Here is a 12,685-nt window from a genome sequence, read left to right on the forward strand (position 1 = left end):
CCACGGTACAAACCCCCAGGAAGCAGGCATCGGAAACCCCGTGACGCCCCGCGATACCCCCGCTGCCGGGCCGGCCTCGCAGGTTCGCAGCAGCGTCGACATTCCACCCGACCTGGTCGTGGGCCTGCTGGGTTCCGCAGATGAGAACCTGCGCGCCATCGAACGCCTGCTGACCGCCGACCTGCATGTGCGCGGCAATGCCGTCACCATCTCCGGAGCGCCGGCCGATGTCGCCCTGGCCGAACGGGTGCTCTCCGAGCTGGTGGCGATCGTGGCCGGCGGGCAGTCCTTGACGCCCGAAACGGTGCGGCACAGCGTCGGGATGTTGGTGGGCACCGGCAACGAATCACCCGCCGAAGTCCTCAGCCTCGACATCTTGTCGCGGCGCGGTAAGACCATCCGGCCCAAGACGCTCAACCAGAAGCGTTACGTCGACGCCATCGATGCCCACACCATCGTTTTCGGCATCGGCCCGGCCGGCACCGGCAAGACCTATCTGGCGATGGCCAAGGCGGTCAGCGCGTTGAAGGCCAAGCAGGTCTCCCGCATCATCTTGACGCGTCCGGCGGTGGAAGCCGGTGAGAGCCTGGGGTTTTTGCCCGGCACCCTGAGCGAGAAGATCGACCCGTATCTGCGCCCGCTGTATGACGCGCTGCACGACATGATGGATCCCGAGCTGATCGGAAAGCTGATGAGCTCCGGGGTCATTGAGGTGGCACCGCTGGCGTACATGCGCGGCAGGTCGCTCAATGACGCATTCATCATCCTCGACGAGGCGCAGAACACCACCGCCGAACAGATGAAGATGTTCCTCACCCGGCTGGGCTTCGGCTCCAAGATGGTGGTCACCGGTGACGTCACCCAGATCGACCTGCCCGGCGGGGCGAAGTCCGGGCTGCGTGCCGCAGTGGACATCCTCGACGACATCGACGACATCTACGTCGCCGAGCTCACCAGCGTCGACGTCGTGCGGCACCGGCTGGTGTCGGAGATCGTCGACGCCTACGCACGCCATGAATCCGAACAGGTCCAGCCGGGGCTGGCCATGAACCGAGCGTCACGGCGCGCATCGCAAGGCAGGTCACGCCGATGAGCATTGAGGTCTCCAACGAATCCGGTCTCGACGTCTCCGAGGTCGAGCTGGTCAGCGTCGCCAAGTTCGTGCTGGCCAAGATGGACGTCAATCCGGGGGCCGAGCTGTCGATGGTGCTGCTGGACACCGCCGCGATGGCCGACCTGCACATGCGCTGGATGGACCTGCCCGGGCCCACCGACGTCATGAGCTTCCCGATGGACGAGCTGGAGCCCGGCGGTCGCCCGGACGCTCCCGAGCCCGGGCCGTCGATGCTCGGCGACATCGCATTGTGCCCGGAGTTCGCCGCCGAGCAGGCCGCGGCGGCCGGGCATTCCCTGGGCCAGGAACTGGCGCTGCTCACCGTGCACGGCGTGTTGCATCTGCTCGGCTACGACCACGCCGAGCCGGACGAAGAAAAAGAGATGTTCGCCCTGCAGCGCCGCCTGCTCGAGGAGTGGGTCGCCGACCAGGTGGAGACCTACCGGGCCGAGACCCAGAGCGAGAAGGACCGCCGACTCCTCGACAAGTCCAGGTATTTCGACGAATCGTGACCGGAACACCGCTGCTACTCGGCGTGATTGCGCTGATCGGTCTGGGTGGGTTGTTCGCGGCGATCGACGCCGCGGTCAGCACCGTCTCGCCGGCACGGGTGGAGGAACTGGTCCGGGCGAAACGGCCCGGTGCGGTCTGGTTGGTCAAGCTGATGGCCGAACGTCCTCGCTACATCAACCTGGTGGTGTTGTTGCGTATCACCTGCGAGGTCACCGCGACCGCGCTGCTGGTGTATCTGCTGAGCGCGGTGCTCGGCCTGGACTGGGGACTGTTCGCGGCCGCGGCGGCCATGGTGGTGGTCAGCTTCGTGGTGATCGGGGTGGGGCCGCGGACTCTGGGCCGGCAGAACGCCTATTCGATCGCGCTGGCCGCAGCGCTTCCGCTGCAAGTCTTGTCGGTGTTGCTCGCCCCGATCAGCCGGGTGCTGGTGGTGTTGGGTAACGCGCTGACCCCGGGGCGCGGGTTCCGCAACGGGCCGTTCGCCTCCGAAATCGAGCTGCGCGAAGTGGTCGACATGGCGCAGCAGCGCGGGGTGGTGGCCGCCGACGAGCGCAGGATGATCCAGTCGGTCTTTGAACTCGCCGACACCCCGGCCCGCGAGGTGATGGTGCCGCGCACCGAGATGGTCTGGATCGAAAATGACAAGACCGCCGGGCAGGCCACGGCTTTGGCAGTGCGCAGCGGGCATTCCCGCATTCCGGTGATCGGCGAGAACGTCGATGACATCCTCGGTGTCGTCTACCTGAAAGACCTTGTCCAGCAAACGTATTATTCGGTCAACGGAGGACGGGACACCACAGTGGCGCAGGTGATGCGCCCGGCCGTCTTCATGCCCGACTCCAAGGCGCTCAACGCGCTGCTGGAAGACATGCAGCGCAGCCGCTATCACATGGCCCTGCTGGTCGACGAATACGGCGCCATCGCTGGTCTGGTCACCATCGAGGACGTCCTGGAGGAGATCGTCGGCGAGATCGCCGACGAGTACGACCAGGGCGAGGTCGCCCCGGTGGAGGAGCTGGGCGGCAACCGATTTCGGGTCTCGGCGCGCCTGCCGATCGAAGACGTCGGGGAGCTCTACGGGGTGGAGTTCGACCCCGGTCTCGACGTCGACACGGTCGGTGGGCTGCTCGCGCTGGAGCTGGGCCGCGTTCCGCTGCCCGGTGCCGAGGTAGTGTCACACGGCCTGCGCCTGCGGGCCGAAGGCAGCCGCGACAGCCGCGGGAGGGTGCGGATCGGCACGGTTCTGGTCAGCCCCGTCGAACCCACCGGCGAGGAGGCCGCAGTTGAGCAATGACGCACACGTTGTGCGCGCGTCGAACGTGCGCCCAGCGCGGCAATGCACCCGAAATCTCACGCTGAGAACACGTTCGGCGAAAGGCGGCTCGTGACCGAGTTCCATTCCGGTTTTGTATGTTTCGTCGGCCGGCCCAACACCGGCAAGTCGACGCTCACCAACGCCCTGGTGGGTGCGAAGGTGGCGATCACCTCGAACCGCCCCCAGACCACCCGGCACACCATCCGCGGGATCGTGCACCGGGACGACTTCCAGATCATCCTGGTCGACACTCCCGGCCTGCACCGTCCCCGGACGCTGCTGGGCAAGCGGCTGAACGAGTTGGTCAAGGACACCTATTCCGAGGTCGACGTCATCGGCTTGTGCATTCCCGCTGACGAGGCCATCGGGCCGGGGGACCGCTGGATCATCGAGCAGATCCGCGTCGTCGCACCGCGAACCAAGCTGGTTGTCGTCGTCACCAAGATCGATAAGACCACCCGCGACAAGGTTGCCGCCCAGCTGGTCGCGGTCGGCGAGCTGGCGCCGGAAGCCGAGATCGTGCCGGTGTCGGCGATCAGCGGCGAGCAGGTCGACGTGCTGATCAACGTGCTGGCCGCCGCGTTGCCCGTGGGGCCCGCCTTCTACCCGGACGGTGAACTGACCGACGAGCCCGAAGAGACCCTGATGGCCGAGTTCATCCGGGAAGCCGCCTTGGAGGGGGTGCGCGACGAGCTGCCGCATTCGCTGGCGGTGGTGATCGAGGAGGTGCGCCCGCGCGAGGATCGCGAGGATCTGATCGAGGTATACGCGCTGCTGTACGTGGAGCGCGACAGCCAGAAGGGGATCGTGATCGGCCGCGGCGGCGCCCGGCTGCGCGAGGTGGGTACGGCCGCGCGCACTCAGATCGAGAAGCTGTTGGGTACCAAGGTCTTTCTCGACCTGCGGGTCAAGGTGGCCAAGAACTGGCAGCGCGACCCCAAGCAGCTCGGGCGGCTGGGCTTCTAGAGCGGCGTCGCATCGGCGCGGATCGCGCCGGAACGCCGATGGCCACCGCCCGCGGCCGGTGAATCGGCATTGGTAGATTCCTTGGATGCCCGTACGCAAGTCATTGCTTGTCTCCTCGGTTGGCTTCCTCGTGTGTGCGCAAGCACTGGCCGGCTGTGGGGGATCCCAGAAGCCGGTCGATACCACCAAGCTGTTCAACGTCCAGTCGACGTTCGGCTCGGACTTCAAGACCCAGACCAAGGGTCCCAACGACATCGACCCGAAGATCCTCGGGCCGCAGAAGATGCCGCCCGGCGTGACGTTCGATCCCTCTGACTGCGCCGAGTACGCCGCCAACACCGGCCGGCCGCCGAAGGGCATCCGGGGCAAGATGTCGATGGTCTCGATCCTCGGCAACGGCAACCAGCTGGTGGCGATTGCCATGCAGGCCGACCAGGACCTGTCGTATGACGACGCCGACGCCGAGAAGTGCAAGCATGTCTCGTTCAACGCCGGAAAGCTCACCGGCTACCTCGATGACGTGGACGCCCCGAAGATCGACCACGCCAGGACCGTGGGTTCACACTCGGAGATCGAGATCACGGGCAAGGACGGGCAGCAGCAGTCCCGCGAGTCCTACACCTTCACTGCCTACCTGGGCAGTGCGATGGTGCAGGTCACGGCCAACCCGCAGCCGGTCCGCGGCCAGCCGCCGAGCATGGTCGACGCCGACCGGGCGCGCCAGTTGTTGGTCGACGCGGTCTCGGCGCTGCGCGACTAGCCCATGCCGAAGAAGCAGTCGGTCGGCAACGCCCGAGTGCTGATCACCGGGGGCGCCCGCGGGATCGGGGCGGCCACCGCCAAACTGCTCGCCGCTCATGGCGCACGCGTGTGGATCGGTGACGTCGACGAGGACGCCTGCCTGCACACCGCCGCCGAACTCGGTGTCTCCGGCGGCCGGCTCGACGTGACCAGCACGGCGTCCTGGCGGGACATGCTGGCGCGCATCGAGACGGACTCCGATGCCGGCGGCCCGCTGGACATCCTGGTCAACAACGCCGGGGTCATGCCGCTCGGAGCCTTCGAAGCCGAGACAGAGCAGGTCAGGGATCTCATCCTGGACGTCAATATCCGGGGCGTGCTCAACGGTATGCGGGCGGTGTTGCCCGGCATGGCCCGACGTGGCCGTGGACATATCGTCAACGTCGCCTCGATGGCCGGCATGATTCCGGTTCCGGGCATGGTCACCTACAACGCGAGCAAATTCGCGGCGCTGGGCGCGTCGCTGTCGGCGCGGCGCGAGTACGCCGGAACCGGTGTCGCGGTGTCGGCGGTGCTGCCCTCGGCGGTGCGGACCGACCTGACCTCGGGCGCCCCGCTGGGCGGCGGGATGCCCACGGTCGATGCGGATGATGTGGCTGCGGCGATCTTGGCGGTGCTGCGAACACGTGCCGCTCGCCGGTCGGTGCCCCGTTGGGTAGCTCCGGCGTGGTCGATGACCGCGTTTGTGCCCGAGCGGCTGCAGAGCCTGGCCCGGCGGCTGATCGACGACCGGCGGGCGTTGACGTCCATCGACACCGCTGCGCGCAGTGCCTACATCGACCGGGTGGACCGACAGGCCCGCACACATCATGAAGAGACGGCCTCGTGACCGAGCGTGAGCCCCGCGTCATCATCATCGGGGCGGGCGTCGCGGGTATCACCACCGCCCACGTCCTGCGAGAGCAGGGTTTCACCGATATCACCGTGCTGGAGAAGGGCTCCGACGTCGGCGGGGTCTGGTACTGGAACCACTATCCGGGTCTGCGATGCGACGTGCCCTCGCAGATCTACCAATTCGGGTTCGCACCGAAACCCGACTGGCAGCATGCCTGGGCCACCGGCACGGCTATTCAGCGCTACCACCGCGACGTCGTTGAGCAGCTCGGGCTGGCGGAGCTGATCCGGCTCGACACCGAGGTGACCGACGCGCAATGGGACGAGCATCGGCACTGGGTTGTCACCACTGCTGCCGGTGAAGAGTTGGTCGCCGACTTCTTGATCTGCGCGACCGGCGTCCTGCACCACCCGTTTGTTCCGGACATCCCCGGACTGGCGGACTTCGCCGGCCCGGTGGTGCACACCGCCCGTTGGGACGACGCGCTGGAGACCGGTGGAAAGCGGATCGCGGTGATCGGCACGGGGTCCACCGGCGTACAGGTGGTCTCCGCCCTGCAGCCCGATGCGGTATCGATCGACCACTATGTGCGTTCGGCGCAGTGGATTCTGTGGGCGCCCATGTCGCTTCGGCAGCTGCCCGGCGTTGCCTCCATCTTGGCACGGTTCCCCGCGTTGCATCGCACGCTCTACCGGCTGATGGCATTCGGCGGTTCGCGAGTCTTGACGGACGTCACCACCCGTCCGACGTGGCGGCGCCGGGCGGTGCAGGCCTACGCCCGGGCCTGCCTGCGAATCCAGGTGCGTGACGAAACGTTACGAGCCAAGCTTCGGCCGGACTATGAGCCGCTGTGCAAACGTCAGGTGGTGTCGGGAAGCTATTACCGGGCCATCCGCGCCGACAACGCCGAGTTGGTCACCGACGGCATCGCCGAGGTCACCCCGACCGGCATCCGCACCGCCGAGGGCACCCACCGGGACACCGACGTCATCGTGCTGGCCACCGGCTTCCACGCCCACAACTACATGCGCCCCATGCGGTTGCACGGCCGGGACGGGGTCAGCATCGATGACGCCTGGGCGAAGGGGCCGCGGGCCTACCAGATGACCGCGATTCCCGGCTTCCCGAATCTGTTCACGGTGTTGGGTCCCAATTCGCCCACCGGGTCGATCTCACTGCAGTACACCTCGGAGTTGACCGCGCGCTACATCGGGCAGTGGCTGGAGAAGTTCCGGGCCGGCGAGCTGACCACAATCGAGGTCACCGATCAAGCCACGACCCGGTTCAACGACGACGTCGCGCTTGCGATGGGCCCGACAGTGTGGAACACCGGCTGCAATTCGTGGTACCTCACCGAGGGCGGCGCCGTCGATCTGTGGCCATTCGACCGCGCCACGATGAAGGCGATGTTGGGCAGCCCCGATCCGACGGCCTTCCACCTCAGCTGACCCAGCCACCTCGGCTGATGCGGCCCCTCAGCCCTCGCCGCGTGCCACCGGACGGGACGGATCCGCACTCCACTGCGACCATGACCCCGGGAACATGGCCGCCGAGCGGCCTCCGGCGGCCAGTGCCGCGACGATCACCGTGGCGCTGATCCCCGAGCCGCAGTAGGCGCCCACCGTGTCGTCGGCACCGACACCGCGGTCGGCCAGCAGCCCGGCAATCGTATCGCCGGGCAGGAACGTTCCGTCGGCGGCCAGCAGTGCGGTGAACGGCAGGTTCTTCGCGCCCGGGATGTGACCGGCGGCCGCATCGATCGGCTCCACCTCTGCGCGGAACCGCTCGGGGGCGCGGGCGTCGAGCAGCACCAGCGAGCCGGACTGAGCGCCGTCGCCGGCCTGGTCGGCGGTCAGCGTGGGCCGCAGGCCCTCATAGAGGTCCTCGGGCAGCAGAGTGACGTTGCCCGGCTCGGGGGAGACCTCGCCGGTCTGCAGCTCACCGCCGGCGGCGGTCCACGCCGGCAGGCCACCGTCGAGGATGCGGACGTCCGCCACGCCGGAGGTGGTCAGCAACCACCACAACCGTCCGGACGCTGCCCGGTTCCAGTCGTCGTAGACCACGACCGGCTGGTTGCGCCGTACCCCCCAGCGGCGGGCGGCGGCCTCCAGATTGCGGCCGGTCGGCAGGGGATGGCGACCCCGACCGGGCACGGTGTGGTCGGACAACTCGTCTTCGAGTGAGACGTACACCGCGCCCGGAAGGTGGCCGTGAAGATATGCCTGATGCCCGTCTGGCGCTTCCAGACTCCAACGGACGTCGAGGAGGGTGGCCGGATCACCCGCCCGCAGGAGCTCCGTGAGCTCCGCGGCCGTGATCAGGACCTTGCTGCGCGGACCCACCGCGGGGATCCGCTCAGTAGTTGTTGCAGGAGTTGGCGACCGAAGTGATGGTGCCGACGTACTGCTGAGCCTCCGGCATGGCCTGGACCATGCCGGCCAGCTGCTGCCGCTTGGCCGGCGGCGCGTTCAGGAACATCTGCAGCATGCCCGGCCCGTTCGGGCTGGCGTCGAACTCCGCGGCGGCGGAGGGGTTCTCCGCGACCAGCGCCGCATGCACCTGCGAGTAGCTGCAGGTGGTGTTGATGATCGGGCCGAGGTCAGGGCTCGCGGATGCGAACCCAGCTCCGGCGGAGAGCGACAGAGCCAGACTGCCAGCTGCGACAGCGAACCTGGTCAACGACAGAGAGGCCATTTTTCGGACGCCTTTCACCAGTGCACCTTTACGGGGATATGAAGACCTAAGTCAAGACTGGCCAAGCTTAGCCGACCTCCGCGCGACCCGCTGAAGTCGCAGCTAGCGGCGTTCTGGGGCGCTTATGAGCCGTGGCCGGGCTCGGTACGCCACCATGGCGTGGGTTGCCGGGCCGCCCAGCCGTTGATGCCCTCCAGCTCAGCGGCCAGTGACACCAACAGCCCGTCGCTGTTGGCCGGACCCATCAACTGCACTCCGATCGGCAGCCCCTCGGCGGTGAACCCGGCCGGCACACTGATCGACGGCCAACCCAGCAGGTTCCATGGCCAGGTCACCGGGCAGGCCGCGATCATCGCGCGATCGGTCTCCCAGCTGCCCAGGTCGTCGAAGGTGTGCACCAGCGGTGGTGGCTGGGCGGTGGTGGGCGCCAGAACCACGTCGACGATGCGGAAGATCGAGCCCACCCGGCGCTGATCCTTGGACTCGTGGGCACGGGCTTTGCGCAGTACAGCCTGCGAGAGCAGCCGGCCGGTGCGCATGTTGGCCAGGGTCCGCTGGTCGAGGGTGACGGCGCTGCCGAGGCCGTTCGCGGCGGCCAGCACTCCGGCGGTGGACCGGGACAGGAAATTCCACGACAGTCGCATCCCGTAGTCGGGGTTGCCCGGAACCAGGGTGTGCCCGAGCAACCGCAGCTGCTCGGCGGTACGTTCCAGCGCCGCCCTGATCTCCGGATCCAGCCGAGCCGGGAATCCGGTGTAGGGGAACTGGGTCGACAGCGCGATACGCAGTTGTCCCGGAGCCGTCCCCACATAGTCCGAGACCGTCATCGGCGGTGGCTTGTGCAGGTCTCCGTCGGCATTGCCGGACACCGCGTCCAGCACCAGCGCCGCGTCCTCCACGGTGCGGGCCAGTACGCCGTTGACGGTGAGGCCATTGAATGCCTCCGGCTGCGGCCAGGTGGAGATGCGGCCGCGCTGTGGCTTGATGCCGACCAGGTGCGTCCACGCGGCGGGGATGCGCACGCTGCCGGCTCCGTCTGATCCGATGGCCGCGGCGACCAGACCCGCGGCCACCGCGGCGGCGCTGCCCCCCGACGACCCGCCGGGGGTGTGGCGGCGGGACCAGGGATTGCGGGTGTGGCCGAATCCCGGGCCGCTGGTGAACGGCCACTGGCCCAACTCGCAGGTGTTGGTCTTGCCGACGATCACCGCGCCGGCCGCCCGCAGTCGACGCACCACCTCGGCGTCGTGGCCGGCGGGCTCGACATACCCGGAGGCGCCGAACGAGGTGGCCACACCCGCGATATCGGTGTCGTCTTTGATCGCGATCGGGAGGCCCAGCAGCGGGGCCCGGTGGCCTGCGGCCCGACGCCGGTCGGCTTCGGCGGCGCTGAGCAGCGCCGACTCGGTGAATACCACCCGGAAGGCGTTCAGGGTGGACTGGCTGGCGTCGATGGCGTGCAGCGCCCGACGCACCAGGTCGACGGAGGTCGTCTCGCCGCTGGCCAGCTGGTAGAGCTGCTCGGTGAGGGTGGGGAAGCGGGTGCCAGACGCCGCGGGCGGGTGGGTCATCGGTGAAGAGAGTATCGGCGTGCCACGCCGGTGGGTGTTCTCGAAACACCCCCTCGCGATGCGAAACTGGTCCGATGCGGCTGTACCGGGACCGGGCGGTGGTGCTGCGCCAGCACAAGCTCGGCGAAGCCGACCGGATCGTCACTTTGCTCACCCGCGACCACGGGCTGGTCCGCGCGGTGGCCAAGGGGGTGCGCCGTACCCGCAGCAAGTTCGGTGCCCGGCTGGAGCCGTTCGCCCACATCGATGTTCAGCTGCATCCTGGCCGCAACCTCGACATCGTCACCCAGGTGGTGTCGGTGGACGCGTTCGCCACCGACATCGTCAGCGACTACGGCCGCTATACCTGCGCCTGTGTGATCTTGGAGACCGCGGAACGTCTGGCCGGTGCCGAGCGAGCCCCGGCGACGGCGTTGCACCGGCTCACGGTCGGTGCGCTGCGCGCGGTGGCCGATGGCCGACGCCCCCGCGAGCTGGTGCTGGACGCCTATCTGCTGCGTGCCATGTCGGTGGCCGGGTGGGCGCCGGCGCTGACCGAGTGCGCCCGTTGCGCCACCCCTGGCCCGCATCGGGCATTTCACGTCGCGGCCGGTGGCAGCGTCTGTGGGCACTGCCGCCCGGCTGGGGCGACCACCCCGCCGATGGGTGTGCTGGATCTGATGTCGGCGTTGCACGACGGTGACTGGGAGGCCGCTGAGATTTCCACGGCGGCGCATCGCAGCCATGCCAGTGGCTTGGTGGCCGCGCATCTGCAGTGGCACCTGGAGCGGCGGCTGCGGACGTTGCCGTTGGTGGAGCGGGTCCAGCAGCGGCCAGCCGGGCGCGACGTCGAGGCCGAGGCTGAAGATCAGCCTCGGGCCACCGGCAGCGACGGCTGATCCCCTGGTACCGACCTGGGGATTGTGTCCGTTCCAGTGGACGATGCGGGCGTCGGCGGTAGGCTGATGCGACTTCACGATCCCTAGGTTCAATCAGGAAGGCAGGCCGAATGTTTCACGACACCGGGTGGGGGCGCTGGGCGCACAGGACGACACCGGGCTACGGAGCCGGTATCGGTGCGGCGGCCGGAGCGCTACTCGTCGTGGGAATGATCCCGGCCGTGGCTTCCTGCGCGCGGGCCGCCGAGCCCGGCCCGGTCGCCGGGATTACGGCGCCGCTGCCGTCGAACGGCCCCGGCGCTGACGGTGCCGATGGTGCTGATGGAGCCGACGGCGCCCCCGGCGCTGACGGTGCCCCCGGCGCCGGTGGCCTGGGCGGCCAGGGCGGTAAGGGTGGCCAGGGCGGTAAGGGCGGCCAAGGCGGCCAAGGCGGCAAGGGTGGTGCCGGCGGCCAAGGCGGTATGGGCGGACGCGGCGGGAACGGTGGTGCCGGTGGTGCCGGTGGTGCAGGCAGCCAACCCGGTCTGGGCGGTGCCGGCGGGGCCGGCGGAGCGGCCGGACCCGGTGGAACACCGGGCCAGCCGGGCCAGCCTGGGCAGCCCGGGCAGCCCGGCCACGCTCACTGAGCCGGTTCGACACAACCGTTCCAACCACCGGCCGGCGTGCTCCGATGTGAGCCGCGCCGCACCGGCCAAAACTGCTCCCGCTAAAGTCTGATCCGATCCGGCGGGGGGCAATTCGACAAGGAGCCACAAAGAAGTGACCGAGAATCCACGTGCAGACGTCGTCTCCCGGCAGTACGAGCGGTGGACCTACCCGCCGCCCATCCACGACCTGCAGGCATGGTCGGCTGGGAACTGGGAGTGGTTCGACCCGAGCCACGCACACCGGGTGCTGTGGCCGGATCGTGAGTACCGCCCCGACCTCGACATTCTGATCGCGGGCTGCGGCACCAACCAGGCGGCGGTCTTCGCCTACAACAACCCGCAGGCCAAGGTGGTGGCCGTCGACATCAGCGCGTCGTCGCTGGGCCATCAGCAGTACCTCAAGGACAAGCACGGCCTGTGGAACTTGGAGCTGCACCAGCTGCCGATCGAAGAGCTGTCCACGCTCGGCCGGGACTTCGACCTGGCGATCTCGACGGGCGTGCTGCATCACATGGCCGACCCGAAGGTCGGCATGAAGGCGATCGCGGACCAGCTGCGGCCCGACGGCGTCGCCGGCATCATGCTCTACGCGCGCTATGGCCGGATCGGTATCGAAATCCTGGAGTCGGTCTTCCAGGACCTGGGGCTGGAGCAGAGCGACGACTCGATCCAGACGGTTCGCCAGGCCATCCGACTGCTGTCGCAGGACCACCCGGTCCAGCCGTACCTGCGGATCGCCGGTGACCTGGCCTCGGACTCGGGTCTGGTGGACACGTTCTTGCACGGTCGGGCGAAGAGCTACGACGTCGACGGCTGCATCGATCTGGCGAATTCGGCCGGGCTGGACTTCCAGGGCTGGCTGCTCAAGGCGCCGTACTACGCCCACGATGTGGCGGTGGCGTCCGGCGGCTTCTACGACAAGGTGAACTCGCTGCCGGAGGAGAAGATCTGGTCGGTGATGGAGCGCATCCACACCCTCAACGCGCGGCACTTCTTCATCGCCACTCGGCCCGAGCGGCCCAAGAGCAGCTACGCGATCGATTTCTCCACGCCGGAGAGCCTCGACTACGTGCCACTGTTCCGCTGGAAGTGTGGCTTGAACGGCAACGAGATCTTCCGTTCGGGCTGGCGTATGCCGCTGAACCCGGCCCAGCTGCCGTTCGTTCAGAGCATCGACGGGCGTCGTAGCATTCGTCAGATCGCTGCGGACCTGGCGCAGGCCGCCGGCCCGGCGCGAGGGAGCGCCGCGGACCTGGAGAAGTTCGGTCGCAAGCTGTTCCAGTCGCTGTGGCGTCTGGACTTCGTCGCGATCGATCTGAGTGCCGGTTCCTGATCGTAGGTAAAGCCGGTA

The 12,685-nt window shown here is 68.3% G+C and carries 13 protein-coding genes; 10 read left to right on the top strand and 3 right to left on the bottom strand.

Annotated elements, in window-relative coordinates:
• The first annotated feature begins 40 nt into the window (after positions 1-40).
• From ACKY0W_RS08020 to ACKY0W_RS08050, 7 genes are all read left to right on the top strand, one after another.
• Positions 41-1,093, top strand: a complete 1,053-nt coding sequence (locus ACKY0W_RS08020; protein WP_409437111.1) for a PhoH family protein — start codon at positions 41-43, stop codon at positions 1,091-1,093.
• Positions 1,090-1,626 (top strand): rRNA maturation RNase YbeY, encoded by a 537-nt coding sequence (ybeY, locus tag ACKY0W_RS08025; protein ID WP_406758601.1) that lies wholly within the window; start codon positions 1,090-1,092, stop codon positions 1,624-1,626. The genes ACKY0W_RS08020 and ybeY overlap by 4 nt, the downstream gene beginning before the upstream one ends.
• Positions 1,623-2,921 (top strand): hemolysin family protein, encoded by a 1,299-nt coding sequence (locus ACKY0W_RS08030; protein WP_409437112.1) that lies wholly within the window; start codon positions 1,623-1,625, stop codon positions 2,919-2,921. The genes ybeY and ACKY0W_RS08030 overlap by 4 nt, the downstream gene beginning before the upstream one ends.
• A 90-nt stretch (positions 2,922-3,011) precedes the next feature.
• Positions 3,012-3,908, top strand: coding sequence for a GTPase Era (era, locus tag ACKY0W_RS08035; protein ID WP_409437113.1), 897 nt, complete (start codon positions 3,012-3,014; stop codon positions 3,906-3,908).
• Positions 3,909-3,993: 85 nt separating this feature from the next.
• Positions 3,994-4,668: a DUF5642 family protein gene (locus ACKY0W_RS08040; protein WP_409437114.1), complete on the top strand. Its 675-nt coding sequence runs from the start codon at positions 3,994-3,996 to the stop codon at positions 4,666-4,668.
• A 3-nt stretch (positions 4,669-4,671) separates the two neighbouring features.
• Positions 4,672-5,538 carry an SDR family oxidoreductase gene (locus tag ACKY0W_RS08045; protein ID WP_409437115.1) on the top strand — a complete coding sequence of 289 codons (867 nt, stop codon included), beginning with the start codon at positions 4,672-4,674 and terminating at the stop codon, positions 5,536-5,538.
• Positions 5,535-6,992: a flavin-containing monooxygenase gene (locus tag ACKY0W_RS08050; protein ID WP_409437116.1), complete on the top strand. Its 1,458-nt coding sequence runs from the start codon at positions 5,535-5,537 to the stop codon at positions 6,990-6,992. Before ACKY0W_RS08045 ends, ACKY0W_RS08050 begins: the two co-directional genes overlap by 4 nt.
• Before the next feature lie 27 nt (positions 6,993-7,019).
• On the opposite strand, the gene ACKY0W_RS08055 is transcribed toward ACKY0W_RS08050, so the two are convergent.
• From ACKY0W_RS08055 to ACKY0W_RS08065, 3 genes are all read right to left on the bottom strand, one after another.
• Positions 7,020-7,886 carry a sulfurtransferase gene (locus ACKY0W_RS08055; RefSeq protein WP_409437117.1) on the bottom strand — a complete coding sequence of 289 codons (867 nt, stop codon included), beginning with the start codon at positions 7,884-7,886 and terminating at the stop codon, positions 7,020-7,022.
• A 13-nt stretch (positions 7,887-7,899) separates the two neighbouring features.
• Complete coding sequence (locus tag ACKY0W_RS08060) at positions 7,900-8,238, bottom strand: hemophore-related protein (RefSeq protein ID WP_409437118.1); 339 nt, start codon at positions 8,236-8,238, stop codon at positions 7,900-7,902.
• 122 nt (positions 8,239-8,360) lie between these two features.
• Positions 8,361-9,809 (bottom strand): amidase, encoded by a 1,449-nt coding sequence (locus tag ACKY0W_RS08065; protein WP_409437119.1) that lies wholly within the window; start codon positions 9,807-9,809, stop codon positions 8,361-8,363.
• Positions 9,810-9,883: 74 nt separating this feature from the next.
• Here ACKY0W_RS08065 and recO point away from each other — a divergent pair, with 74 nt between their 5' ends.
• From recO to ACKY0W_RS08080, 3 genes are all read left to right on the top strand, one after another.
• The gene (gene recO / locus ACKY0W_RS08070; protein WP_409437120.1) at positions 9,884-10,687 is read left to right on the top strand and encodes a DNA repair protein RecO; all 804 of its coding nucleotides are present in this window, start codon (positions 9,884-9,886) and stop codon (positions 10,685-10,687) included.
• Positions 10,688-10,797: 110 nt separating this feature from the next.
• A complete protein-coding gene (locus tag ACKY0W_RS08075; protein ID WP_409437121.1) occupies positions 10,798-11,313 on the top strand; it encodes a hypothetical protein in 516 nt (171 codons plus the stop codon).
• A 133-nt stretch (positions 11,314-11,446) separates the two neighbouring features.
• Entirely contained in the window at positions 11,447-12,667 is a 1,221-nt protein-coding gene (locus ACKY0W_RS08080; protein WP_409437122.1) for a class I SAM-dependent methyltransferase, read from the top strand.
• Positions 12,668-12,685 lie beyond the last annotated feature (18 nt).

It is taken from the genome of Mycobacterium sp. SMC-14 (assembly GCF_046250075.1).
GTDB lineage: Bacteria > Actinomycetota > Actinomycetes > Mycobacteriales > Mycobacteriaceae > Mycobacterium.

Coding starts and splice junctions, on each gene's coding strand:
- ybeY (WP_406758601.1), top strand. CDS start 1,090: ATGAGCATTGAGGTCTCCAACGAATCCGGTCTCGACGTCTCCGAGGTC.
- ACKY0W_RS08040 (WP_409437114.1), top strand. CDS start 3,994: ATGCCCGTACGCAAGTCATTGCTTGTCTCCTCGGTTGGCTTCCTCGTG.
- ACKY0W_RS08045 (WP_409437115.1), top strand. CDS start 4,672: ATGCCGAAGAAGCAGTCGGTCGGCAACGCCCGAGTGCTGATCACCGGG.
- ACKY0W_RS08060 (WP_409437118.1), bottom strand. CDS start 8,238: ATGGCCTCTCTGTCGTTGACCAGGTTCGCTGTCGCAGCTGGCAGTCTG.
- ACKY0W_RS08065 (WP_409437119.1), bottom strand. CDS start 9,809: ATGACCCACCCGCCCGCGGCGTCTGGCACCCGCTTCCCCACCCTCACC.
- recO (WP_409437120.1), top strand. CDS start 9,884: ATGCGGCTGTACCGGGACCGGGCGGTGGTGCTGCGCCAGCACAAGCTC.
- ACKY0W_RS08075 (WP_409437121.1), top strand. CDS start 10,798: ATGTTTCACGACACCGGGTGGGGGCGCTGGGCGCACAGGACGACACCG.